Genomic DNA, 24,855 nt, shown 5'->3' on the forward strand with positions numbered 1-24,855 from the left:
GCACGAAAATTCACGCCGGCCACGCGTGCGGCCGTTGATGAAGCCGCGCGGCCGCGCCATGTGCAGCCGATGGCCGATGCCGAACCTTCCGCTCCGCCGCGCCGCACTCCGGCGATGCCGCTGCCCGATTGCGTGGCGCTGGTGCTCCAGGGCGGCGGCGCGCTCGGCAGTTTTCAGGCCGGCGTGATCGAGGCGCTCGACGAAGCGGCGATCGCGGTCGACTGGGTCGCCGGCATTTCGATCGGGGCGGTCAATGCGGCGATCATCGCGGGCAATCCGCCCGAACGCCGGATCGAGCGGCTGCGCGCCTTCTGGGACATGGTGACGAGCGCACTGCCCAGCCTGCCGGTCTCGCTTCACGATCCGGCGCGCGAGCTGGCGCACGAATGGTCGGCCGCCATGGTGATGTGGACTGGCGTTCCCGGCTTCTTCCGCCCGCGCCCGCTTCCGCCAATGCTCGCGTCGGCGGGCAGCCCCGGCGCGCTCAGCTTCTACGACAGCGCTCCTCTCGCGGCGACGCTGGAAACGCTGATCGACTGGGATCTGCTCAACGACGGCCCCGTCCGCCTGTCGGTCGGCGCAGTCAATGTCGAAACCGGCAACTTCCGCTATTTCGACACCGAGGATGAGCGCATCGACGTGCGCCACGTCATGGCCTCCGGCGCGCTCCCGCCGGGGCTTCCGCCGGTCGAGATCGACGGAAGCTGGTATTGGGACGGGGGTCTGGTCTCGAACACGCCGCTCACTCATGTCCTCGACCGGCAGCAGGTGCCGATGCTGGTGTTCCAGGTCGACTTGTTCGCCGCAGCCGCCGATCGGCCGCAGACGATCATGGACGTGCTCGCGCGCGAGAAGGAGATCCGCTATTCGAGCCGCACCCGCCAGGTCTCGACCGAGCGGATGCGATTGCGTCTGGAGCGCGAGGCGATCCGCAAGGTGCTGGCCAAGCTGCCGCCGGAGCTGCACGACGACCCCGATGTCCGAGCGCTGGAGGCACAGGCGGCGGAGAAGCCGGTCAGTCTCGTCCATCTGATCTATCGCGCCAACGCCTGGGAAGGCGGCAGCCGCGACTTCGAGTTCTCACACCGCTCGATGGCCGAGCATTGGCACGCCGGGGGGCGCGCCGTCGCCCAAACGATGGCGAATGCACGGCTGATCGCCCGCAATATCCAGGACGGCAGAACCGCCGCCTTCGACCTGACGGCGCGCTGAAGCCTCGTCGCCTCACTCCGCAGCAAAAGGAAGCCCCATGTTCCTCAAAGGCAAGACCGCGATCGTCACCGGCTCCACCTCCGGCATCGGCCTCGCCATCGCCCAGGCGCTCGCCGCCGAAGGTGCCGCGGTCATGATCAACGGCTTCGGCGACGCCGATGCGATCGAAAAGGAGCGCGCCGCCCTTGCCGAGCGCTCGGGTGCCGGCGCGCTCTACGATGGAGCGGACATGTCGAAGCCCGATCAGATCTACGCGATGGTCGAGCGCTGCGCCGCCGAACTGGGTGCGCCCGACATCGTGGTGAACAACGCCGGCATCCAGCATGTCGCGAAGATCGAGGAATTCCCGGTCGAGAAGTGGGACGCCATCCTGGCGATCAACCTTTCCTCCGCATGGCACATGATGCGCGCCGCCGTGCCGCACATGAAGGCAAAGGGCTGGGGCCGGATCATCTCGACCGCATCGGCGCATTCGCTCGTGGCGAGCCCGAACAAGTCGGCATATGTCGCGGCCAAGCACGGCCTTGCCGGGCTCACCAAGACGATCGCGCTCGAAACGGCGACCCATGGCGTCACCGTGAACTGCATCTCACCCGGCTATGTCTGGACGCCGCTCGTCGAGAACCAGATTCCCGACACGATGGCATCGCGCGGCCTCACGCGCGAGCAGGTGATGAACGACGTTCTGCTGGCGGCGCAGCCGACGAAGCAGTTCGTCCTGCCCGATCAGGTGGCGAGCCTTGCGCTCTATCTCTGCGGCGATGCGGCGGCGGGCATTACCGGCGCCAATCTCTCGGTCGACGGGGGATGGACGGCGCAATAGCGCCGCCCATCCGGCCGGTTACTGGCTGGAAACTTCCGAGACGTGGAGCCGCGCCGGCTGCGTCGCACCCGACTCATAGGTCGCGACCCAGATCTCGTAGCGGCCGGTACGCGGCGAGTTGAAACGGACCGACGGATTGAGGCCGGTGTTGCCGCCGTCGTCGTTGCAATACCAGCGGCCATCGGGTGCGTTCACGACCAGCGCGGTGTCCGAAGAGGCCGCGACGGAGATGATCAGCGGCAGGTCGCCGCCGGTGAAGTTCAGGCGCACGTCGGGCGCGTCGGTGATGAAGCCGGTGCAGGCGCCGCCCAGGCGGCTTGCATCGATGTCGCCGCCGGCGCGCAGCGAAACCACGCGCGGGTCGGGCTCGAAGCCCGAAGAAATCGTCATTTCCTCATAATTGGGATCGGCGCCGACATCCTGCGCGGCTGCCGGGAACGCGGCGACCATCGCCGCAACGAAAACGAACTTCTTCAACATGAGCTCCCCCCCTTGGGATCGCGGCCGCGAAATGCCGCCGCCAGCCAGTGACTTGCCGCAATTCGGCACATTGGTCCATCATCTGTTTACAGGAAGCTCGGCAATGTGTTCGCGACGGGTTGCGATCCCGGCGCGCCGCCTGCACCATGGGCGCGTGCATCGTCTTCTTCTCTCCGCGGCGCTGCTGCTCACCCTTCCGGGCTGCAGCATCTATCGCCAGGCGCATCCCGGTCCCGCCGAACTTGGCGAGAACTGGCGGTCGGTGGCAACCGAGTCGGATCGACAGCGGCTGCGCGGCTGGCGATCGGCGTGGGACGAAGCGCTGCCCCTCGCCCGTGCCGCGGACGCGCCCGCAGTCGCCGCGGAAGGCGTGCTGTTCGATCCCGACATCGCCATGGCCGGCGCACTTCCGCCGCCCGGCACCTATCGCTGCCGGACCTTCAAGCTGGGGGCGGCGGAGCCCGCAGCGCAGGACTTCACTGCCTATCCCTGGTTTGAATGCAGCATCGCCGCCGAAGGGGCGCTACGCCGCTTTATCAAACGCACCGGCTCGCAGCGCCCCGAGGGGCTGCTGTTCCCCGATCGCGAAACGCGGGCCATCTTCCTGGGCACCCTGGTGCTGGGGGATGAAGATCGGGCGCAGCGCTACGGAATCGATCGCCAGCGCGACATGATCGGCTATGTCGAACGGATCGGTGAGGCACGCTGGAGGCTCGTCCTGCCCCGGCCGAATTTCGAATCGATTGTGGACGTGATCGAGTTCGTCCCCGCCTGAGGGTTGCGCTCCGGGCGCGCGACGGCGAAGCTGCGCGACTTGCAACCGGGGGACTGCCGCCATGATCCGCTCTCTTGTCGCCGCTGCCGCGCTGGCGCTGGTTTCGTCGACTGCCTTGGCCCAGCCGATCCCGGATGCGGCGCCCGCCGACATGGACGCGCTGATGGCGCTGTATCGCGATCTGCACGCCAACCCCGAACTCAGCCTTCACGAAACCGCCACCGCCGCCCGGTTGGCCGGCATCGCCCGCGAGGCGGGCTTCGATGTGACCCAGAATGTCGGCGGTACCGGAGTGGTCGCGGTGCTGCGCAATGGAGAGGGACCGACGCTCCTGATCCGCGCCGATATGGACGGCCTTCCCGTAACCGAGCAGACCGGACTGCCCTTCGCCTCGCAGGTCCGCACCACGACCAAGGAGGGCGTGGAAACCGGCGTTATGCACGCCTGCGGCCATGACACGCATATGACCGCCTGGGTCGGCACGATGCGGCAGCTCGCAGCCCTCAAGGATCGCTGGTCGGGCACGCTGGTGATGATCGCCCAGCCCGCCGAGGAAGTCGGCAAGGGCGCGCGGATGATGCTTGAGGACGGGCTCTTCACGCGCTTCCCCAGGCCGACGCATGCGATCGCCTTTCACGACACCGCCTCGGCGCCGGCCGGGGTGATCGGCCTCACGCCCGGCTATGCGCTCGCAAATGTCGATTCGGTCGACATTCGCGTCCGCGGCGTGGGCGGCCATGGCGCCTATCCGCACACGACGCGCGATCCCGTGGTGCTGGCCTCGCGGATCGTGACGTCGCTGCAAACGCTGGTGAGTCGCGAGCTCGATCCGCAGACCCCGGCGGTGGTCACGGTCGGCAGCTTCCACGCCGGCTCGAAGCACAACATCATTTCGGACGAGGCGCTGCTGCAGTTGACGGTGCGCAGCTACGCGCCCGAAGTGCGCCAGCAACTGCTCGACGGCATCGCCCGGATCGCGCGTGGCGAAGCGATCGCGGCCGGCATGCCCGACGATCTGATGCCCGAGGTCACGGTGAAGGACGAATATACCCCGTCGACCTACAACACGCCCGAACTCAGCGAGCGGCTGCTGAGTCTCTTCGGCGAACAATTTGGCGGAGAGCGCGTGGTGCAGGCCACGCCGGTGATGGGGGGCGAGGATTTCGGCCGCTATCGGCTCGCCGACGAGTCGATCCAGAGCGTCATCTTCTGGGTCGGCGGTGTGCCGCTCGATCGCTGGCAGGCGGCGCAGGCGGGCGAGGCAACGCTTCCCTCGCTGCACAGCCCCTATTGGGCTCCCGATGCCGAGGCCGTGATCGCGACCGCCAGCGAAGCGCTGACCGCGGCGGCGCTCGACATTCTGGGAAGAAGCTGACGCTTTCGACGCTACTTGCGGTTCTTTTCCTTCTCGGCGTCATAGCCTGAGGAAGGCGCAGGTCCGTGGCTGTGGACCGGCTGAGTCGTCGCCGGCGGGTCGGATGCGTCCATCGATTCGTCCAGCGCACGGTCCAGCCGTGCCTGCTTGCTCTCGGGATTGCGTTCGAGCCGCTCGCCGATCGATTCGTCGGCGCCCGCGTCCTTGTGCGCCGAAGTCATCCCGGCATCCGTTTCCTTCGCGCCGAGGCGATTGGCGGCGGCACGATCCTCCGCTGCATCCGACCGGGTTTCGCCCGGATCGGGCGGCGCCACCGGCATGTCCTTCGTGACGGCTTTCTCGACGGGATCGGACTCGCTCATTGCCTCTCTCTTTCGCTGGGCGTTACCCTTCTGAAACGGACGGACCCGGCGAGCGTTCCTTTGTGCGGCACCACTGCCGGGCCGCGCACATGGAAATCGCCGCGCCCCGCGGACAAAAAAACGGCCCGGCAGGTTTCCCCGCCGGGCCGTTCCTCGATCCGTGCTCGCGCGGAAGACGTATCGCCTTACTCGCGTGCGCTGCCCATCAGATGGAGCAGGAACTGGAACATGTTGATGAAGTCGAGATACAGGCTCAGCGCGCCGAGAATGGCGACCTTGCCCTGCATTTCGGTGCCCGCGACATGGGCGTACATGCTCTTGATCTTCTGCGTGTCATAAGCGGTGAGGCCGGCGAAGATCAGCACGCCCAGTGCGCTGATGACGAGGCCCATCACGCCCGACTGGAACACGAAGGCGTTGAGCAGCATCGCCACGAGCAGACCCACCACGCCGATGATCAGGAACGAGCCCCAGCCCGACAGATCCTTCTTCGTGGTGTAGCCATAGAGGCTCAGACCGGCGAAGCCCGCCGCCGTCGCGAAGAACGCCTGGGCGATCGACGTGCCGGTGTAGCGCAGGAACAGCGTCGAGAGCGACAGGCCCATCAGCACCGCGAAGCCCCAGTAGAGCGCCTGCAGCGTCCCCTGGCTCATGCGGTTCTGGCCAAAGCTCATCGCGAAGACGATCGCCAGCGGCGACAGGATGATGATCCACGCGAGCGGCCCGCCCTGCGAGAACACCTGATACGCCGGCGACGCCGTGATCGGGTCGCCCCAGGCGAACAGCATCGCCACGATGCCGGTCAGCAGGATGCCCGACGTCATGTAATTGTACACGGACAGCATATAGGAACGCAGCCCCGCATCATACGCGGCACCGCGCGTAGCTGCGCCCGTCGCATAGGGGGCGGCGGCCGTCCGGGGATCCGACCAATTTGCCATTCTAAACTCCTTTGCCCGGCGTTGCTGCCGGATGATGCGAATATCAGAGCTTTGCGGTCGCTTTTCAAGCAAAACCGGTTCGCACCCCGCGTTGTGATTGGTTAAGGCGAATGCCGCTATGCATCGTCTTTTCGTAGGTCTGCGGCCGCCGCCCGCGATCCGCCGGCAGCTTCTCGACGCAATGGGCGGCGTACCGGGCGCGCGCTGGCAGGACGAGCATCAGCTCCACCTCACGCTGCGCTTCATCGGCGAAGTCGAGCGGCCGATGGCGGAGGATGTCGCGCTGATGCTCGGCAGTGTCCATTTTCCGCCGATCGACGTCGCGCTCGCCGGCGTGGGCCAGTTCGACACCCGCGGCCGCCCTAACGCGCTCTGGGCGGGGGTGCGGCCCCACGACGCGCTGCTGCGCCTCCACAAGAAGGTCGATCAGGCGATCACCCGCGCCGGGCTCGCTTCCGAAGCCCGTGCCTATCTGCCGCATATCACGCTGGCGCGGCTCGGCGCGGGCGCGGGCACCACCGATTGCTGGCTCGCCGAGCATGCCGGTCTTGCCAGCGCCCCGTTCCGTTTCGAGCATTTCACCCTGTTCCAGAGCCACCTCGGCAGCGAGGGCGCGGTCTATGAAGCAGTGGAGCGCTACCCGCTGGACGGCTAGCGTCGCCTGCCGCCCTCTTTTCGTGAGCAGCAGCTGGAGGCGAGAAGGCGCATCGGCTGGTCAGGCGCACCTGTGCGGCGATACCCGCCACTCCGAAACGCTACGCGGAGCGGCGGGCCGGGCGGCGGGAGCTATGCCGCCTCGAACACACCGCATGCGACGCGATCGCCGCTGTCGCCTGCCGGATCGGTCTGCTGGTCGTCGCGGCCGGCATGGATCATCATCGCGGCGCCGTCGGCGTCCATCAGCCCTTCATAGGTGCCCGCCGGCAAGGTGAAGGTGATCGAGCCGGTGCCATCCTGAGCGACGTCCATATTCGGCATGTCGCCGGCATGGGGACCCTGCGGATTCTCCAGCCCGTGCTGCATGTCGGTCGGATTCCAGTGGCCGCCGGCGCTCTGGAAGTCGGGCGCATTGCACTGCCCGGTCGTGTGGACGTGAACGCCATGCGGGCCCGGCGAAACGTTGCGGGCGTAGACCGTCACTTCGAGGCCTTCCTCCACTTGTCGCACCATCGCCTGGCCGGCTTCTGCGCCCTCGGCGGTCCGCAGCTGGGCAACAGCCTGATAGGCGCCGTCCATCATACGATTGCCGTCGATCATCACATTCATCGGCTCGGCCGCCATATTGGCCTCGGTGTCGTTCACCACCACGGTGGTCTCTTCGGCGCAACCGCCGGCAGTGGCCGCGAGCGCCACGATCCCGGCGAGCGCCGTCGCCATCTTCAACCCTTGCATCACCGGTCTCCTCCGTTCATTCTTGCTGTGAAATGAACGGACGCAGCACAGGTTCCGAACCTGTGGCGCGCTTTGCTCGGCGGGAGGGTGGCGCGGCGCACCGCGCGGCGAATGTGCGCTGTTGCGACGTCAGCCGGGAACGAACCGCTGCACCACGCTGCGCGCCAGCCGCGCCGGCCGCTTGGTCTCGGCGTCCAGGCAGCACCAGCTCGACTGGACCTCGGCGAGCACGTCCTCGCCGCGCTTGATGATCGTCGAGAAAAAGGTCCGTGCGCCCTGCACGCCTTCAGCCACCACATGCGCGACGACATTGTCGTTCAGGAATGCGGGCTTGCGATAGGTGATCTCGTGCTTCAGCGCGACCCACAGGTGCTGCGCGACTGCTTCGGCGGGCGCCACGCGCCGCCAGTAATCGATCACCGCATCCTGCACCCAGGTGAGATACACCGCATTGTTGACGTGCCCCATGAAGTCGATGTCCTCGGGGCGGACGTCGATCGGATGTTCGTGGACATGGGGCGTTTCGGCGGACATGGACAGGCTACTCTACCCGAATTGCGGTTCTGGCGGACTGGAGGTCGCTGCATCCTAGCAATGTTGCACCGCCACGTCGACCGCCGTGCGCCCCGCAGGGGGCGTTGCGGCGGCGCGCTTCGGCCGCTTCCTCCAGCGCGACACGGCAGCGATCGCATCCTCGAAACGCGCTTCCCGGCAACGTGATCCCTCCCCAGGGTCCGTGCACTGGCTCGAGTTAGCCCCCGGCTCCGCACCGCTCGCATCTTCCCCTGTCCCCACCCCCTTGCTAAGGCCCGCGCGACTCTCGCGTCACACACGCCCCGGCAGCGCGATCGTGCGGAACCTTCCGCCTCCCCGCCGCGCTAGGGGAGATAAACAGGAAGGGCCCATACCCATGACCGCAATCGGCCAGGACAGCCTCGGCACCCGCGACACGCTCGACGTGGGCGGCAAGCGCTACGGCTATTATTCGCTGCAGAAGGCAGCCGCGAAGCTGGGCGACATCAGCCGCCTGCCCTTCTCGATGAAGGTGCTGCTCGAAAACATGCTGCGCTTCGAGGACGGCACGACCGTCACTCCGGAAGATGCGCAGGCGATCGTCGACTGGCAGCAGGATGCCCGCTCGAACCGCGAGATCCAGTATCGCCCCGCGCGCGTGCTGATGCAGGATTTCACCGGCGTTCCCTGCGTGGTCGATCTCGCCGCGATGCGCGATGCGATCACGAAGCTGGGCGGCGACGCGCAGAAGATCAATCCGCAGGTGCCGGTCCACCTCGTGATCGACCATTCGGTGATGGTCGACGAGTTCGGCACGCCCCAAGCGTTCGAGGCGAATGTCGAGCATGAATATGCCCGAAACGGCGAGCGCTACGAGTTTCTAAAGTGGGGCTCCAAGGCGCTCGACAATTTCCAGGTGGTGCCGCCGGGCACCGGCATCTGCCACCAGGTGAACCTCGAATATATCGGCCGCGGCGTCTGGTCGTCCCACTCGCCCGAGGGGGACGAGGTCGCCTATCCCGATACGCTGGTGGGCACCGACAGCCACACCACGATGATCAACGGTCTCGGCGTGCTCGGCTGGGGCGTCGGCGGGATCGAGGCGGAGGCCGCGATGCTCGGCCAGCCGGTGTCGATGCTGATTCCCGAAGTCGTCGGATTCAAGCTCACCGGCGCGCTGCGCGAAGGCATCACCGCCACCGATCTGGTGCTCACCGTCACGCAGATGCTGCGCGCCAAGGGCGTCGTCGGCCGCTTCGTCGAATTCTACGGCCCCGGCCTGTCGAGCATGACGCTCGCCGATCGCGCGACGATCGCCAACATGGCGCCCGAATATGGCGCGACGTGCGGCTTCTTCCCGATCGACGACAAGACGCTCGATTACATGCGCCTCACCGGCCGCCCCGAGGAAGAGGTCGCGCTCACCGAGGCCTATTGCCGCGCGCAGGGCATGTGGCACGACGAGACCAGCCCCGATCCGATCTTCACCGACACGCTCGAACTCGACATGAGCAGCGTCCAGGCCTCGCTCGCCGGCCCCAAGCGTCCGCAGGATCGCGTCGCGCTCACCGAGGTCGACGAGTTGTTCAACACCGATCTCACCAAGGTGTACAAGAAGGGCAATCCGAAGCGCGTGCCGGTCACGGGCCTCGATCATGACATCGGCGACGGCGACGTGGTGATTGCCGCGATCACCAGCTGCACCAATACCTCCAACCCCTCGGTGCTGATCGCCGCCGGTCTCGTCGCCAAGAAGGCGCGCGAGAAGGGGCTGACGCGCAAGCCCTGGGTCAAGACCAGCCTCGCGCCCGGCTCGCAGGTCGTCACCGACTATCTCGCCAAGGCGGGGCTGCAGGACGATCTCGACGCGCTCGGCTTCAATCTCGTCGGCTATGGCTGCACGACCTGCATCGGCAACTCGGGCCCGCTCGCGCCGCCGATTTCCGAAGCGATCAACGGCAACGACATCGTTGCCGCTTCGGTTCTCTCGGGCAACCGCAACTTCGAAGGCCGCGTGTCGCCGGACGTGCGCGCCAACTTCCTCGCCTCGCCGCCGCTGGTGGTCGCCTATGCGGTGAAGGGCACGGTGACCGAGGACATCACGACGACGCCGATCGGGCAGGACCAGAACGGGGAGGACGTGTTCCTCAAGGATATCTGGCCCTCGAATCAGGAGGTCCAAGACCTGATCCTCTCCAGCGTCCGCGAAGACATGTTCAAGGAACGCTACGGCAACGTCTATGCCGGCGACGAGCATTGGCGGAAGATCAGCGTCGAGGGATCGGACACTTTCCAGTGGAATCCGACGTCGACCTACATCGCCAACCCGCCCTATTTCGACGGAATGGAGATGACGCCGGCGCCGGTGCGCGACATCGTAGATGCCAAGCCGCTCGCGGTGCTCGGCGATTCGATCACCACCGATCACATCTCGCCGGCCGGCAGCATCAAGGCGGATTCGCCCGCGGGCACCTATCTGCAGGAGCGCCAGGTCTCGAAGGCCGAGTTCAACAGCTATGGCGCGCGTCGCGGCAACCATGACGTGATGATGCGCGGCACTTTCGCCAACATCCGCATCCGCAACGAAATGGTGCCGGGCATCGAAGGCGGCATGACGAAGTATGACGGCGAAACCATGCCGATCTACGACGCCGCGATGCGCCACAAGGCGGACGGAACGCCGCTCGTCGTGATCGCGGGCAAGGAATATGGCACCGGATCGTCGCGTGACTGGGCGGCGAAGGGCACGATCCTGCTCGGCGTCCGCGCCGTCATCGCCGAGAGCTTCGAGCGCATCCACCGCTCCAACCTCGTCGGCATGGGCGTGCTGCCGCTCCAGTTCGCCGAGGGCGTGAGCCGCGAGACTTTGGGCCTCACCGGCGACGAAAGCTTCACGATCACGGGCGTCGCGGACCTCCGCCCGCGTCAGGACGTCGAAGTCGAAGTCACGCGCGCCGACGGCTCGAAGGAGACGTTCCAAACCCGCTGCCGGATCGATACCGTCAACGAGCTGGAGTATTTCCTCAACGGCGGCATCCTCCAATACGTGCTGCGCAAGCTCGCCGCCTGAAGCACGTCGCGGGAATGCGAAAGAAGGGGATCGGCGCCACTCGGCGTCGGTCCCTTCTTCGCTTCAGACGATCGTCGCCACGGCGCGCCCGATCTCGCCCCAGATCGCGTCCAGATCGGCCTCGCCAATGCAATAGGGCGGCATGACGTAGAGCGTGTTGCCCAGCGGACGCAGCAGCACCCCCGCCTCGCGAAAGTGCGCGAGCAGCCGCGGCGCCAGATCCGAGAGATAGCCCGCGTCGGGCACCGCGATGTCGAGTGCGGCGATCGTCCCCAGCGCGCGCGGGTTCGCCACGTTCGGCAGCGTCGCCGCCGCCGCGAGCCGCTCGGCCTGCCGCGCCGCCAGGGTCGCGACTCGCTCGCGCACCGGCTCGTCGCGCCAGATCGCGAGGTTCGCCGCCGCCGCCGCGCAGGCGATCGGATTGGCGGTGTAGCTCGACGAGTGGAAGAACATCTTCGCCCGATCCGCGCTCCAATGCGCCGCATAGATCGGCTCGCGCGCCATCGTCACCGCAAGCGGCACCGCGCCGCCGGTCAGCCCTTTCGACAGGCACAGGATATCGGGCACCACGCTGGCCTGTTCGCACGCCAGCAGCGTGCCCGTGCGGCCCCAGCCGGTCATCACTTCGTCGGCGATGAACAGCACGCCGTGTCGGGCGCAGATCGCCGCCATCTCCGCGAGCACTTCGGCGGAATAGATCAGCATTCCCCCCGCGCCGAGCACCAGCGGCTCGACGATGAACGCCGCCACGACGCCGGCCGCGCACTCTGCCTCCAGCGCGTCGAGGCACGCCTGCTCGGCACTCTCGGCTGGAAAGGGAATCGTGCCGACGTCGAACAGCAGCGGCGCATAGGCTGCGTTGAACACGCCGCGCGCGCCCACCGACATCGCGCCGATCGTGTCGCCGTGATAGCTGTGTTCGAGCACCAGGATGCGGTGCCGCGGCTCGCCCCGGTTCGCCCAGAAGCCGAGCGCCATCTTCAGCGCCACTTCGACGCTGGTCGATCCGGAATCGGAGAAGAACATGCGCGTCAGCTCCGGCGGCATCACCGCGCGCAGCCCTTGCGCCACTGCCTCGGCAGGTTCGTGAGTCCAGCCGGCGAAGATGATCTGGTCGAGCCGCCCCGCCTGCTCGGCGACTGCCGCCAGGATGCGCGGATGGCAATGGCCGTGCGTCGTCACCCACCAGGACGAGATCGCGTCGATGATCCGCCGCCCGTCGGCGGTGTAGAGCGCGGCGCCCTCGGCCCGCACGACCAGCGGGATCGGCTCGCCCAGCCCGTGCTGGGTGAAGGGATGCCAGATCGGCGAGTCGCTCATGCGAAGTCCGCCAGATCGAACTGCGCGGCGAACGCCACCGCCAGCGTCTCGGGCGTCAGCGGGTCGAGCCGCGGCAGCCGGCCCAGCCGCCGCACGCCACCGATCGCCGCGATCGTCGCCTCGCTGTCCTCGACCGGCTCGCCGACGAATGCGACTCCGTGGATCGCCACGCCGCGCGCGCGCAGCGCCTCGATCGACAACAGGCTGTGGTTGATCGTCCCCAACCCGGTGCGCGCCACCAGCACCACCGGCAGCCGCCAGCGCGCGAACATGTCGGCGTGGAGCAGGGTGCGCGTCAGCGGCACCAGCGCGCCGCCCGCGCCCTCCACCACCAGCGGGCGGACCTGCGGCAGCGCCAGCCGCGCCGGATCGATCTCGACGCCGTCGATCTCCGCCGCGCGATGCGGCGAACAGGGCGTCGCCAGCCGATAGGCCTCGGGCAGCACGCGCTCGGGCGGCAGCCCCGCCAGCGCGGCCACGCGCGCGGCGTCGCTGCCGTCGTCCAGCCCCGCCTGCACCGGCTTCCAATAGGATGCGCCCAGCGCACCCGCCAGCGCCGCGGCGAACACGGTCTTGCCGATTTCGGTATCGGTACCGGTGACGACGAAGCCGCTCATCCCAGCGCCTCGCGCAGCGCGTCCGCCAGCGCCGCGACCTGGCCGCGAGAGACGTTCAGCGTCAGCGAAATGCGCAGCCGCGCGGTTCCTTCGGGCACGGTCGGCGGCCGGATACCGCGCACATCGAACCCGCGCACCTGCAGCGCCTGCGCCACTTCCATCGTGCGGCGGTCCTCGCCCAGGACCAGCGGCAGGATCTGCGATCCGGTCGCGCGCACGCCCAGCGGCGCGAACAGCGCCTCCGCGTCACGCACCAACTGCGAGAGTGCCGTCCGCCGCTCGGGCGCATCGGCCAAGATCTTCAGGCTCGCGCGCACCGCGGCCGCCATAAGCGGCGACGGCGCGGTCGAGAAAATGAAGCCGCGCCCGCGATTGACCAGATGGTCGATAACGACCTGCGGCCCACAGACCAGTGCACCTTCGCATCCCAGCGCCTTGCCGCAGGTGCGCAGGGCGACGACATTCGCCTGCCCCTCCAGCCCCGCCGCGAGTCCGCGCCCATCGGGACCGAACACTCCCGTCGCATGCGCCTCGTCGATCAGCAGCACCGCATCGTGCCGCGCAGCGACATCGGCCAGGTCCTCGAGCGGCGCGCGATCGCCGTCCATGCTGTACAGGCTCTCGACCGCGATCCAGGCCGTGCCGCGCCCGCCCGCGCGCCGCCAGCGCGCGATCGCCTCGTCCACCGCCTGCGCGTCCTTGTGTGCCACGCCCACGCTCTCCGCGCGCGCCAGCCGCATCCCCTCGTGCGCGCTGGCGTGGATCAGCGCATCGTGCACGATCAGGTCGCCGCGCTGCGGCAGCGTCGCCAGCAGCGTGGCGTTCGCGGCATAGCCGCTGGAAAAATACAGCGCGGCCTCGCTGCCGAAGAACGCCGCCGCCTCGGCCTCCAGCGCTTCATGCTCGGCATGGTTGCCGCGCAACAGCCGCGATCCGCCCGACCCCACCGGCACGCCGCGCACCAGCGCCTCGGCCACCGCCTCGCGGAGCCGTGCGCTCTCCGCCAGCCCCAGATAGTCGTTCGAGGCAAAGTCCGCGCCCGCGCGCGGGTGCAGCTCCCGCCGCCGCCCGATCCGGCCGAGCCGTTCGAGATCCTTACTCTGCGCGTCGAACACGGGGCTATTCCGCCGGGTTCACCGCGAACAGCTCGATCGTGAACAGCAGCACCGCGCCGCCGGGGATCGGGCCCTTGCCCAACGGTCCATAGCCCGCGTCGGGCGGCACCGCGATTTCGATCGTGTCGCCCACGCCCATCTGCGGCACGGCGATCTGCCAGCCGGGAATCAGCCGCCCCAGCGGAAAGGTCGCCGGTTCGCCGCGCGCCCAGCTGCTGTCGAACTCGGTGCCGTCGATCAGCTGCCCGGCATAGTGGATCCGCACACGATCGGTGATGCTCGGATGCTGGCCCGAACCGTCGCCCTTGACGCGGCGCCACAGCACGCCGCGCTCCAGCGGGCGCCACCCCTCTGCAGGGTCGAGCGCGGCGAGCGCGGCGAACTGGCGGTTGTGCCATGCGGCATCCTGCGACCGCTCGGGCGCTTCCTGCGCGGCTGCGGGGGTCGCGAGAAGCATCGCGAAAAGCACGGGCCGCATCACAGCGCCCGCCCCGCGACCGCATCGAGCTTGGCGAGCAGCGCCGGATCGCGAACGTGCGGCGCCGTGATCAGCGCGGTGTCGAGGCATGTGTCGATCGGGCTCGGATCGCGCTCCTGCGGCAGCGCGCGCAGCAGGTTGAGCACCATCGCCCGCGCCTTTTCGGCATTGCCCGAAAGCTGCGCGATCACTTGCGCCACGTCGACCGCTTCCTCCTCCTCGCGCCAGCAGTCGTAATCGGTCACCATGCCGACCAGCGCATAGGGCAGCTCCGCCTCGCGGCACAGCTTGGCCTCGGGCATCGCGGTCATGCCGATAATGTGGCAGCCCCAGCTGCGATAGAGATGGCTTTCCGCACGAGTCGAGAATTGCGGCCCCTCCATCACCAGACAGGTGCCGCCGGCATCCACCTGGACTCCCGTCGTCTTTGCTGCATCCGCCGCCAGCCTCGCGAGCCGCGGGCAGACCGGATCGGCCATCGAGACATGCGCGACCATGCCGGTGCCGAAGAAGCTGGACGGCCGCCCCTTGGTCCGGTCGATGAACTGGTCGGCCACGGTGAAGCTGCCCGGCGGCCGATCCTCCACCAGCGAGCCGACCGACGAAACCGACAGCACGTCGGTCACGCCCAGCCGCTTGAGCACATCGATATTGGCGCGGGCGTTGAGCTCGGACGGGCTGATCCGGTGGCCGCGGCCGTGACGCGGCAGGAACACCACCTGCGCATGGCCCACCCGGCCGCGGAATACCGCGTCCGAGGGCGCGCCCCAGGGGCTTTCCACCTCCACCCACTCGCCGCCTTCGATGCCTTCGACGTCATAGAGCCCCGATCCGCCGATGATCCCGATCGTCCAGCCGCCCATGCGTGCCTCCCTGCCGCTTTGCGCGCGCCGCCCGACGCGCATAGAGTGGCGCTGATGCCGTCCGGCGTCGCATGTGTCGAGTTTCGTCTTCCAGGAGCCTTCATGAAGTTTCCCCTGACCGCCGCCGCCGCGCTCGCTGCGCTGACCACCGCTCCCGCCCAGGCGCAGGAAGGCGGCATCGCCGGCACCTGGCGCACCGAAGACGGCTCGGCGCTGGTGCAGATCGCTCCCTGCGGCAGCCAGATGTGCGGCCGCATCACGCGGGTGCTGCGCTCTGACCGCGGGCCCAACCCGCTCGACATGAACAATCCCGACGAATCGCTGCGCTCCCGGCCGATCCGCGGCCTCACCATCCTCAGCGGCTTCACGCGCGACGGCGCGGTCTGGCGCGGGCGCATCTACGATCCCAAATCGGGCAAGACCTATCGCTCGGTGCTCGAGCGAACCGATCCCTCGCGCCTCAGCGTGAAGGGTTGCATCGCGGTCTTCTGTCGCGAGCAGAGCTGGAGCCGCGCGAGCTGATCCCTGCCCCTCGGGCCTTTTCTGCGCCGCACCCATTGCAGCGCAGCAAAGACTCGTCACACGGATGGAACGATGTGGTCTCCGCCGCTTTCCTTCGCGGGGACCAGTGCACAGGAGGGGTGCTTGCCGACCAGCTCGACGATCGATCTTCCCGCGCCGCCGGCGGACCTGCTGCGGAACGCCAGCCTGTTCCTCGATTTCGACGGAACGCTCGTCGAAATCGCCGAGCGGCCCGATGCGGTCGCGGTCGACGCGCGACTGCTCGCGCTCGTGGCGCGGCTGATCGATCGGCTCGACGGGCGCGTTGCCGTGGTCAGCGGCCGTCCGGTCGCGCAGGTGCTCGACTATCTCGGCGATGCGGCTCCCGCGGTCGCCGGCAGCCACGGCATGGAATTCCGCTTTGCCGACGGTCATATCGAAATGGTCGATCGCCCTGCCGCATTGCAGCAGGTCCAGGCGGAGATGGAGGCGCTCGCTGCGCGCCACCCAGGCGTTTTGGTCGAGGAAAAGCCGCTCGGCGCCGCGCTGCACTTCCGCCAGGCGCCCGAGGCCGAGGCCGCGTGCGGCGATCTGGCGACACGGCTCGCCGAAGCCCACGGCCTCCATCTTCAGACCGGGAAGATGCTCTACGAAGTACGCACCTCGGGCGGCGACAAGGGCAAGGCGATCGCCACTTTCATGGCCGCGCCCGAACATGCCGGCATGCGCCCGATCTTCCTCGGCGACGACACGACCGACGAACCCGGGTTCGAATCGGCGCGCGCGCTGGGTGGCGCCGGGGTGCTGGTCGGCGATCCCCGCGCGACGGCAGCGTCCTACCGGCTGGCGGACGTGTCCGCCACGCTCGCCTGGCTCGATCGCGCGGCGGAGGCCCTCGGAGCGTGAACGAGCCGACACTCGATCTCTGGCCGATCGGCAATTGCCAGGTCAGCGCGCTTGTCGACCGCGCCGGCAATTTCGTGTGGGGGTGCGTTCCCCGAGTGGATGGCGATCCGCTCTTCTCCTCGCTGATGCGCGGCGAGGATCCCGCGAGCGAAAGCGCGATGGGCCTCTGGTCGATCACGCTCGAAGACTGTGTCGCGGTCGAGCAGAGCTATCTGCGCAACACGCCGATCCTGATCAGCCGCCACATCGACGCGCACGGCAACGCGATCGAAGTCACCGATTTCTGTCCGCGCTTCCAGCGGATGGGGCGCACCTATCGGCCGGTCGCCTATGCCCGCATCGTCCGGCCGGTCGCGGGAAGCCCGCGCGTCCGGATGCGCCTGCGGCCGACCTGCCATCACGGCAGCGGCTGCCGCCAGCGGATCGGCGGATCGAACCACATCCGCTACACGATGGACGAACTCACGCTGCGGCTCACCACCGACGCGCCGGTTGGGCTGCTGCAGGAGGAACGCACCTTTCGCGTCGAGCGCCCGCTCCATTTCTTCCTCGGCCCGGACGAAAGCTTCGTCGGCAACATCGCCGCGACGATCCAGGACATGCTCTCGAACACCACGCTCGAATGGCAGGAGTGGGTGCGCGGCCTCGCCGTCCCGCTCGAATGGCAGGAAGTGGTGATCCGCTCGGCGATCACGCTCAAGCTGTGCCAGCATGAGGAGACCGGCGCGATCGTCGCCGCGCTCACCACCTCGATCCCCGAGCACGCGGGGTCGGAGCGGAACTGGGACTATCGCTACTGCTGGATCCGCGACGCCTATTACACCGTTCAGGCGCTGAACCGCCTCGGCGCGCTTGACGTGCTCGAAGCCTATCTCGGTTATCTGCGCAACATCGTCGATACGGCGCGCGGCGGGCATATCCAGCCGCTCTACGGCGTGCTCGGCGAATCGGCGCTGCCCGAGCGGATCGCGCCCGATCTCGCCGGCTATCGCGGCATGGGGCCGGTGCGCATCGGCAATCAGGCCTATGAGCAGATCCAGCACGATGCCTATGGCCAGATCGTCCTTTCGAACGCCCAGGCCTTTTTCGATCATCGCCTCTTCCGCATGGCCGGTGCCGAGGATTTCGAGGCGCTGGAGCGCGTCGGCGAGCGCGCGTGGCAATTTCACGATCAGCCCGACGCCGGCCTCTGGGAGCTGCGCACCCGGCAGAGCGTCCACACCTATTCCGCCGCGATGTGCTGGGCGGCGTGCGACCGGCTCGCCAACGTCGCCGAGCGGCTCGGGCTGAACGAGCGCCAGGCCTTCTGGGTGGAGCGCGCGCGCAGCATCCGCGAACGGATCGAGCACGCCGCCTGGCGCGAGGGCCCGCGCTTCTTCTCGGCCACCTTCTCGGGCGAGGATCTCGACGCGAGCCTGATCCAGCTGCTCGACCTGCGCTTTCTGCCGCCCGATGATCCGCGCTTCCAGGGCACGCTGGCTGCCGTCGAGCAAGGGTTGCGGCGCGGCTCGCACATGCTGCGCTACGCCACCGAAGATGATTTCGGCCTGCCCGAAACCGCCTTCAACGTCTGCACCTTCTGGCTGATCGAGGCGCTGCATTTCACCGGCCGCAGCGAGGACGCGCGCGCATTGTTCGAGGAAATGCTCTCGCGCCGCACCGCAGCGGGCCTATTGTCCGAAGACATCGATCCGGTCAGCGGCGAGCTGTGGGGGAACTATCCCCAGACCTACTCGCTGGTCGGAATGATCAACTGCGCCGTTCTGTTGAGCAAACCCTGGAGCGCGATTCGATGACCCGACTGATCGTCATTTCCAATCGAGTGTCCGCGCCCACCGGCTCGCATTCGGGCGCGCAGGGCGGGCTGGCCGTGGCGCTGTCCGCGGCGCTGCGCGAATATAGCGGCATGTGGTTCGGATGGTCGGGAGAGATCACCGACCAGTTCACCGGCCATATCAATTTCCAGCGGCATCAGGGCGTCACGTCGGCGACGATCGACCTCGAGGAACAGGACATCGAGGAATATTACAACGGCTACGCCAATCGCACGCTGTGGCCGCTGTTCCATTACCGCATCGACCTTGCCGAATATGAGCGCGATTTCGCCGGCGGCTATCAGCGCACCAACGAACGCTTCGCCGAGACGGTCCGGCCGCTGATCGAGCCCGAGGACGCGATCTGGGTCCAGGATTACCACATGTTCCCGCTCGGCAACGAGCTGCGCAAGCGCGGGTGCAACAATCGCCTCGGCTTCTTTCTCCACATTCCCTGGCCGCCGCGGCGCCTGCTCAACACGCTTCCCGAAGCCTCGGAGCTGGTGGAGACGCTGTTCGCCTATGACGTGATCGGCTTTCACACGCAGGAATGGCTCGAAAGCTTCGTCGATTTCGCGGTCCACGATCTCGGCGCCACGGCGTCGGACGACGACATCGTCTCGCTCAACGGCCGCTCGGTGAAGCTGCTCAATTGCCCGATCGGGATCGACGCGTCCGAATTCATGGCGATGGCCGACAGCGAGGCCGCCAAGGCCGCGTTTGAGAAGATGCGGCGCAGCGCCAACGGCCGGGCGATGATCGTTGGAGTCGATCGGCTCGACTATTCCAAGGGGCTCGAGGAACGGTTCCTCGGCTATGAGCGCTTCCTTCGCGAGCACAGCGAGGAACGCAAGGAAGTCTTCCTGCTCCAGATCGCCCCGCCCTCGCGCGCCGCAGTCGAAAGCTACCAGCGCATCCGCACCACGCTCGAAAGCCTGTCGGGGCACATCAACGGCGAGTTCGCCGATCTCGACTGGGTGCCGATCCGCTATGTGAACCAGGGCTATCCGCGCGACGAGCTGTTCGGCGTCTATCGCGCGGCCCGGATCGGCCTCGTCACTCCGCTGCGCGATGGCATGAATCTGGTCGCCAAGGAATATGTCGCCGCGCAGGATCCCGAGGATCCCGGCGTGCTCATCCTCTCGCGCTTCGCCGGTGCCGCGGCCCAGCTTCCACAGGCGCTGCTCGTCAATCCGCTCAGCGCCGAGGAAATCTCCGACGCGATCCTGCGCGCGCTCGACATGCCGCTCGCCGAGCGCAAGGAGCGCTGGGAAGCGATGCGCAAATGCGTGGTCGAGGAAGACGTGGTCTGGTGGCGCCAGCGCTTCACCGAGGCGCTGATGGCGGTTCCGGAGGCGCGGGTGGCGCCGGCTGAGGATCGTCGATCCGAGGTTGCGGACTGATCTCGATTGCGCCGCGGCGGCGGACGACCGCCTCCGGCATTTGCTCGCGCACGAACTTCAGCATCGCCTCGCGCAGATCGCAGCGCAGATCGAACGCGGTCGATGCGTCCTTGGCGGTCATCAGCCCGCGTACTTCGATTGCGCCGTCCACTTTCGTGTCCGTGACCTGGACGTTGTAGAAGCGCCCGTCCCAGCGCGGGTTGGCCTCGACCAGCTCGGCCAGCTTGGCGCGGAAGCGGTCGATGTCCGTCGCCGGATCGAGATACCAGAAGACGCTGCCCAGCAGCTCGCTCGTCTGGCGGGTCCAGTTCTGGAAGCTCTCTTCCAGGAACTTCGAGACGGGCACCACGAGCCGCCGCTCGTCCCAGATCTTGACCACCACGAAGGTCAGCCGGATCTCCTCGATCCGTCCCCATTCGCCTTCGATGATGACGACGTCGTCGATACGGATCGGCTCGGTGAACGCCATCTGGATGCCGGCGATCAGATTTTTGAGCGCAGGCTGCGCGGCGGCGCCCACCGCCAGCGCAGCGAGCCCCGCCGAGGCCGCGATCGTGATGCCGATGCTCCGGACGCTCGGGATGCTCATCAGCATCGCGCAAAATGTGATCACGATCACGGCGAAAGTCGCGATGCGGAACAGGATCGAAGCCCGCGTCCGCCGCCGTCGCGCGAGCAGATTGTCGGCCTGCGTAATATCGGTGCGGGCCTGCACGAGCGCGCCGGCAACCCCGATCAGCGCCACCGCCAGCCAGCCCACCAGCGCCGGGACGAGCAGGCCCGCTACGCGCTCCCAGACATGCTCGGTGCGCGCATCGAGCTCCAGCGCCGGCTCCACCCACGCGAGTGCAAGGGCGATCAGCAGCCAGCGCGTCGGGCTCCGGAGGCGCCGCACCAGTTCCCGGCTGGAAAGCAGCTCGGTGCGGTGCGCCATGCGGCGCAGCACGACCAGCAGGATCTGGTGGAGCGCCAGCGCCACGACCACGGCGATCGCCGCGATGACGAGGCTTCGCAGAAGCGGCCCTTGCGGCTGCGCCTCGATAAACCGGACGAGCTCGCTCCACGCGCCACTCAGCCAGTTTCCGATCTCTGCCAGGCTCTGCTCCACCCCGGGCCTCCCTTCTCGTTACGCTGGGCGAACGGGAGGGCGGCGCGATCGTTCCATTGCTTTTGTTGCATCGCGGCAATGGCAGGCGGCGGCGCCCGCCCGGGGGCGAAGAGCGCGGCTGAGGCAGCGATCGGCCTCGCAGCTGCTGCCCGAATCTCTGGCCGCGGTGCGCAAAGCGACGGCGGCGCAGCTGCGCGAGCCGGGCTCGCGCTGCGGTCTCCGCGCTCCTCCGCCGTGGGAGCTATCGCGTATCAGACGCGCGAGCCACCTTTCGGCGAGCGCCTAAGGCTCCGCGAGCCGGCCCGCGCCTTTTTTCGTGGGGCACCAGGAGGTCCGGCACGCGCCAAAGCCGGCCCTCGCGGGACGCGATGCATTCAGAACGCCAAAAGGCCCGCGAACACGAGGTTCGCGGGCCTTTGGAAACGGCGCGTTGGTTGCGGGGACAGGATTTGAACCTGTGACCTTCAGGTTATGAGCCTGACGAGCTACCGGACTGCTCCACCCCGCGCCAACGGGGGTCCCTCGCAGGGACGACATGTGAATGGGTTTTCTTCTTCTTGCGGCGCACACCGGCTGCAATGCCTGGCGACGACCTACTCTTCCATCGCTTGAGCGATAGTACCATCGGCGCTGTCTGGTTTCACGGCCGAGTTCGGGATGGGATCGGGTGGGTCACAGACGCTATGGCCACCAAGCAATGAAGCCGGTGTAGCCGCAAAAAGGGGTTTCAAATCGATGCACCAAGGAGAGAGATCATCCGATCGACGAGCAACTCTTCCAGAGCTGTCGTTGATGGTGGGACTCTTCAAGCGCGAACAGAGCAATTAGGACCGGTTAGCTCCACATGTTACCATGCTTCCACATCCGGCCTATCAACGTGGTGGTCTTCCACGGCTCGATGATATCTTATCTTGAGGGAGGCTTCCCGCTTAGATGCTTTCAGCGGTTATCCCGTCCATACATAGCTACCCTGCTGCACTCCTGGCGGAATGACAGGTACACCAGAGGTATGTTCAACCCGGTCCTCTCGTACTAGGGTCAACTCCTCTCAAATATCGACGCCCACGGCAGATAGGGACCAAACTGTCTCGCGACGTTCTGAACCCAGCTCACGTACCACTTTAATTGGCGAACAGCCAAACCCTTGGGACCTGCTCCAGCCCCAGGATGTGATGAGCCGACATCGAGGTGCCAAACGATTCCGTCGATATGAGCTCTTGGGAATCATCAGCCTGTTATCCCCGGCGTACCTTTTATCCGTTGAGCGATGGCCCTTCCACGAGGGACCACCGGATCACTATGACCGACTTTCGTCTCTGCTCGACTTGTCAGTCTCGCAGTCAGGCTGGCTTATGCCATTGCACTCTAACAGCCGGTTTCCAACCGGCCTGAGCCAACCTTCGCACGCCTCCGTTACTCTTTAGGAGGCGACCGCCCCAGTCAAACTACCCGCCACAGAGGGTCCCAGCACCGGATAACGGTGCGTGGTTAGACATCAGAAAACAACAGGGTGGTATTTCACCTATGGCTCCACACCAGCTGGCGCCAGTGCTTCAAAGCCTCCCACCTATGCTACACAGTTATTTCCTAATGCCACTCTGAAGCTGCAGTAAAGGTGCACGGGGTCTTTCCGTCTAACCGCGGGTACTCCGCATCTTCACGGAGAATTCAATTTCGCTGAGCATGTCCTGGAGACAGTGGGGAAGTCGTTACGCCATTCGTGCAGGTCGGAACTTACCCGACAAGGAATTTCGCTACCTTAGGACCGTTATAGTTACGGCCGCCGTTTACCGGGGCTTCAATTCGGAGCTTGCACCCCTCCTCTTAACCTTCCGGCACCGGGCAGGCGTCAGACCCTATACGTCGTCTTGAAGCCGACTTAGCAGAGCCCTGTGTTTTTGCTAAACAGTCGCTACCCCCTGGCCTGTGCCCCCTGCTACTGCTTGCGCAATAACAGGGCCTCCTTCTTCCGAAGGTACGGAGGCAATTTGCCGAGTTCCTTCAGGACACTTCTCTCAAGCGCCTTGGTATACTCTACCAGTCCACCTGTGTCGGTTTCGGGTACGGTCTATACGGTGGAGCTATTTCCTGGAACTCCTTCGAAGCCATTCCAATCCAATAAGGAATGACAACACACGGAATCCGTCACTACCACCAGGCCCACGAATATTAACGTGGTTCCCATCGACTACCCCCTTCGGGCTCGTCTTAGGGGCCGGCTCACCCTGCGCCGATTAGCGTTGCGCAGGAACCCTTGGACTTTCGGCGAGAGGGCATCTCACCCTCTTTATCGCTACTCATGTCAGCATTCGCACTTCCGATACCTCCACCGTCGGTTACCCTTCGGCTTCGCAGGCTTACGGAACGCTCCGCTACCGCGTGTAGTAAACTACACACCCTAAGCTTCGGTGCACGTCTTGAGCCCCGTTACATTTTCGCCGCAGGAACCCTTATTTAGACCAGTGAGCTGTTACGCTTTCTTTAAAGGATGGCTGCTTCTAAGCCAACCTCCTGGCTGTTTTGGGATTCCCACATGCTTTCCCACTTAGACGTGACTTGGGGACCTTAGCTGTAGGTCAGGGCTGTTTCCCTTTTGACGACGGACCTTAGCACCCGCCGTCTGTCTCCCGGATAGTACTCTTGGGTATTCGGAGTTTGGTTAGAGTTGGTACAGCTCGCGCCGCCCGCATCCATCCAGTGCTCTACCCCCCAAGGTATTCGTCCGAGGCTCTACCTCAATAGATTTCGCGGAGAACCAGCTATTTCCCGGCTTGATTGGCCTTTCACCCCTAAACACAACTCATCCGGTAACTTTTCAACGTTAATCGGTTCGGCCCTCCAGTGGGTGTTACCCCACCTTCAGCCTGGTCATGCCTAGATCGCCGGGTTTCGGGTCTAATCCATCGAACTCATTCGCCCTATTCAGACTCGCTTTCGCTGCGCCTCCACCTAACGGCTTAAGCTTGCTCGATAGATTAAGTCACTGACCCATTATGCAAGAGGTACGCGGTCACTCCTCAAGGGAGCTCCCACTGCTTGTAGGCATTCGGTTTCAGGTACTGTTTCACTCCCCTCATCGGGGTGCTTTTCACCTTTCCCTCACGGTACTAGTTCGCTATCGGTCATGTACGAGTATTTAGGCTTGGAGGGTGGTCCCCCCATGTTCAGACAGGGTTTCACGTGCCCCGCCCTACTCGAGTCCTTGTATCTCATCTTCGCATACGGGGCTGTCACCCGCTACGGCCGCACTTTCCAGAGCGTTCTGCTGATTGAATACAAGGCACTGGCCTGGTCCGCGTTCGCTCGCCACTACTAACGGAATCTCGGTTGATGTCTTTTCCTCCGGGTACTGAGATGTTTCAGTTCCCCGGGTTCGCTTCACCAAAGCTATTTTATTCACTAAGGTGATACCTTGCCCCAATTAACCCGGCCGACGGCAAGCCGCCGGCTGAATTAATTGGTGAAGGTGGGTTTCCCCATTCGGAAATCGCGGGATCAAAGCCTGCTCACGGCTCCCCCACGCTTATCGCAGCGTGCCACGTCCTTCATCGCCTGTACATGCCAAGGCATCCACCAAATGCCCTTACCTCACGCTTGAGAGTCCACACCACCAACGACAACACTGGATCGACCGGAACCCGAAGGCCCGGAGCGACACGAAACTCGGCAAGAGCAGTGCAGCGCAGTATCTTGGTGTGGATGATTAATCTCAGCCTTGAAATTCGAGCGATCATCAAAGCGGTCACAATGATGTCGCTCGACTAAGTGACAACAACGATCCGGTCCG

Annotated in this window: 21 protein-coding genes, 1 tRNA gene and 2 rRNA genes; 10 read left to right on the forward strand and 14 right to left on the reverse strand. The window is 66.1% G+C overall.

Going from position 1 to position 24,855, the window contains the following annotated elements; all coding sequences use genetic code 11:
• Nucleotides 1-69: 69 nt before the first annotated feature.
• Nucleotides 70-1,212, forward strand: a complete 1,143-nt coding sequence (locus H7V21_RS06445) for a patatin-like phospholipase family protein (protein ID WP_188056015.1) — start codon at nt 70-72, stop codon at nt 1,210-1,212.
• A gap of 37 nt (nt 1,213-1,249) precedes the next feature.
• Entirely contained in the window at nt 1,250-2,035 is a 786-nt protein-coding gene (locus H7V21_RS06450) for a 3-hydroxybutyrate dehydrogenase (protein ID WP_188056016.1), read from the forward strand.
• An 18-nt stretch (nt 2,036-2,053) separates the two neighbouring features.
• On the opposite strand, the gene H7V21_RS06455 is transcribed toward H7V21_RS06450, so the two are convergent.
• Nucleotides 2,054-2,515, reverse strand: a complete 462-nt coding sequence (locus H7V21_RS06455; protein ID WP_188056017.1) for a peptidase S1 — start codon at nt 2,513-2,515, stop codon at nt 2,054-2,056.
• A gap of 154 nt (nt 2,516-2,669) precedes the next feature.
• On the opposite strand from H7V21_RS06455, the gene H7V21_RS06460 reads away from it, so the two are divergent.
• Together H7V21_RS06460 and H7V21_RS06465 are read left to right on the forward strand one after the other, a co-directional pair.
• Nucleotides 2,670-3,290, forward strand: a complete 621-nt coding sequence (locus H7V21_RS06460; RefSeq protein ID WP_262504037.1) for a DUF4893 domain-containing protein — start codon at nt 2,670-2,672, stop codon at nt 3,288-3,290.
• Nucleotides 3,291-3,351: 61 nt separating this feature from the next.
• Nucleotides 3,352-4,665 (forward strand): amidohydrolase, encoded by a 1,314-nt coding sequence (locus H7V21_RS06465; RefSeq protein WP_188056019.1) that lies wholly within the window; start codon nt 3,352-3,354, stop codon nt 4,663-4,665.
• 11 nt (nt 4,666-4,676) lie between these two features.
• Here the strand turns inward: H7V21_RS06465 and H7V21_RS06470 are convergent, their stop codons facing one another.
• Together H7V21_RS06470 and H7V21_RS06475 are read right to left on the reverse strand one after the other, a co-directional pair.
• Nucleotides 4,677-5,027 carry a hypothetical protein gene (locus tag H7V21_RS06470; RefSeq protein ID WP_188056020.1) on the reverse strand — a complete coding sequence of 117 codons (351 nt, stop codon included), beginning with the start codon at nt 5,025-5,027 and terminating at the stop codon, nt 4,677-4,679.
• A gap of 185 nt (nt 5,028-5,212) precedes the next feature.
• Entirely contained in the window at nt 5,213-5,968 is a 756-nt protein-coding gene (locus H7V21_RS06475; RefSeq protein WP_188056021.1) for a Bax inhibitor-1/YccA family protein, read from the reverse strand.
• A 118-nt stretch (nt 5,969-6,086) separates the two neighbouring features.
• Between H7V21_RS06475 and thpR the strand changes: the two genes are divergently transcribed.
• A complete protein-coding gene (gene thpR / locus H7V21_RS06480; protein WP_188056022.1) occupies nt 6,087-6,623 on the forward strand; it encodes an RNA 2',3'-cyclic phosphodiesterase in 537 nt (178 codons plus the stop codon).
• Between the two features lie 131 nt (nt 6,624-6,754).
• On the opposite strand, the gene H7V21_RS06485 is transcribed toward thpR, so the two are convergent.
• Complete coding sequence (locus H7V21_RS06485) at nt 6,755-7,360, reverse strand: superoxide dismutase family protein (RefSeq protein WP_262504038.1); 606 nt, start codon at nt 7,358-7,360, stop codon at nt 6,755-6,757.
• A gap of 129 nt (nt 7,361-7,489) precedes the next feature.
• A complete protein-coding gene (locus H7V21_RS06490) occupies nt 7,490-7,894 on the reverse strand; it encodes an acyl-CoA thioesterase (protein WP_188056023.1) in 405 nt (134 codons plus the stop codon).
• 376 nt (nt 7,895-8,270) lie between these two features.
• On the opposite strand from H7V21_RS06490, the gene acnA reads away from it, so the two are divergent.
• Nucleotides 8,271-10,943 carry an aconitate hydratase AcnA gene (gene acnA / locus H7V21_RS06495; protein ID WP_188056024.1) on the forward strand — a complete coding sequence of 891 codons (2,673 nt, stop codon included), beginning with the start codon at nt 8,271-8,273 and terminating at the stop codon, nt 10,941-10,943.
• A gap of 63 nt (nt 10,944-11,006) precedes the next feature.
• On the opposite strand, the gene H7V21_RS06500 is transcribed toward acnA, so the two are convergent.
• The 5 genes from H7V21_RS06500 to H7V21_RS06520 are packed head-to-tail and all read right to left on the reverse strand — an operon-like array spanning nt 11,007 to nt 15,336.
• On the reverse strand, nt 11,007-12,263 hold the full coding sequence (locus tag H7V21_RS06500) for an adenosylmethionine--8-amino-7-oxononanoate transaminase (RefSeq protein ID WP_188056025.1): 1,257 nt from the start codon (nt 12,261-12,263) through the stop codon (nt 11,007-11,009).
• Nucleotides 12,260-12,880 (reverse strand): dethiobiotin synthase, encoded by a 621-nt coding sequence (gene bioD, locus H7V21_RS06505; RefSeq protein ID WP_188056026.1) that lies wholly within the window; start codon nt 12,878-12,880, stop codon nt 12,260-12,262. Before bioD ends, H7V21_RS06500 begins: the two co-directional genes overlap by 4 nt.
• A complete protein-coding gene (locus tag H7V21_RS06510; protein WP_188056027.1) occupies nt 12,877-13,995 on the reverse strand; it encodes an 8-amino-7-oxononanoate synthase in 1,119 nt (372 codons plus the stop codon). Before H7V21_RS06510 ends, bioD begins: the two co-directional genes overlap by 4 nt.
• A 4-nt stretch (nt 13,996-13,999) precedes the next feature.
• Nucleotides 14,000-14,452 carry an FKBP-type peptidyl-prolyl cis-trans isomerase gene (locus H7V21_RS06515; RefSeq protein WP_262504039.1) on the reverse strand — a complete coding sequence of 151 codons (453 nt, stop codon included), beginning with the start codon at nt 14,450-14,452 and terminating at the stop codon, nt 14,000-14,002.
• Between the two features lie 20 nt (nt 14,453-14,472).
• Nucleotides 14,473-15,336: an S-methyl-5'-thioadenosine phosphorylase gene (locus H7V21_RS06520; RefSeq protein WP_188056029.1), complete on the reverse strand. Its 864-nt coding sequence runs from the start codon at nt 15,334-15,336 to the stop codon at nt 14,473-14,475.
• Nucleotides 15,337-15,438: 102 nt separating this feature from the next.
• Here H7V21_RS06520 and H7V21_RS06525 point away from each other — a divergent pair, with 102 nt between their 5' ends.
• The 4 genes from H7V21_RS06525 to H7V21_RS06540 all read left to right on the forward strand — a co-directional run bounded on the left by H7V21_RS06525 (nt 15,439) and on the right by H7V21_RS06540 (nt 19,960).
• On the forward strand, nt 15,439-15,858 hold the full coding sequence (locus H7V21_RS06525; RefSeq protein ID WP_188056030.1) for a DUF2147 domain-containing protein: 420 nt from the start codon (nt 15,439-15,441) through the stop codon (nt 15,856-15,858).
• A 123-nt stretch (nt 15,859-15,981) separates the two neighbouring features.
• Nucleotides 15,982-16,743: a trehalose-phosphatase gene (otsB, locus tag H7V21_RS06530; RefSeq protein WP_262504040.1), complete on the forward strand. Its 762-nt coding sequence runs from the start codon at nt 15,982-15,984 to the stop codon at nt 16,741-16,743.
• On the forward strand, nt 16,740-18,539 hold the full coding sequence (locus H7V21_RS06535) for a glycoside hydrolase family 15 protein (protein WP_188056032.1): 1,800 nt from the start codon (nt 16,740-16,742) through the stop codon (nt 18,537-18,539). Before otsB ends, H7V21_RS06535 begins: the two co-directional genes overlap by 4 nt.
• A complete protein-coding gene (locus tag H7V21_RS06540) occupies nt 18,536-19,960 on the forward strand; it encodes a trehalose-6-phosphate synthase (protein WP_188056033.1) in 1,425 nt (474 codons plus the stop codon). The genes H7V21_RS06535 and H7V21_RS06540 overlap by 4 nt, the downstream gene beginning before the upstream one ends.
• Here the strand turns inward: H7V21_RS06540 and H7V21_RS06545 are convergent.
• The 4 genes from H7V21_RS06545 to H7V21_RS06560 all read right to left on the reverse strand — a co-directional run bounded on the left by H7V21_RS06545 (nt 19,884) and on the right by H7V21_RS06560 (nt 24,665).
• Nucleotides 19,884-21,002 (reverse strand): mechanosensitive ion channel family protein, encoded by a 1,119-nt coding sequence (locus tag H7V21_RS06545; RefSeq protein WP_410482676.1) that lies wholly within the window; start codon nt 21,000-21,002, stop codon nt 19,884-19,886. The genes H7V21_RS06540 and H7V21_RS06545 overlap by 77 nt on opposite strands.
• 497 nt (nt 21,003-21,499) lie before the next feature.
• A tRNA-Met gene (locus H7V21_RS06550) sits at nt 21,500-21,576 on the reverse strand.
• Nucleotides 21,577-21,648: 72 nt separating this feature from the next.
• Nucleotides 21,649-21,763: ribosomal RNA gene (gene rrf / locus H7V21_RS06555) — 5S ribosomal RNA — on the reverse strand.
• Between the two features lie 109 nt (nt 21,764-21,872).
• Nucleotides 21,873-24,665: ribosomal RNA gene (locus H7V21_RS06560) — 23S ribosomal RNA — on the reverse strand.
• Between the last annotated feature and the right edge of the window lie 190 nt (nt 24,666-24,855).

It is taken from the genome of Sphingosinithalassobacter sp. CS137 (assembly GCF_014334115.1).
Taxonomy (GTDB): Bacteria; Pseudomonadota; Alphaproteobacteria; order Sphingomonadales; family Sphingomonadaceae; genus Sphingomonas.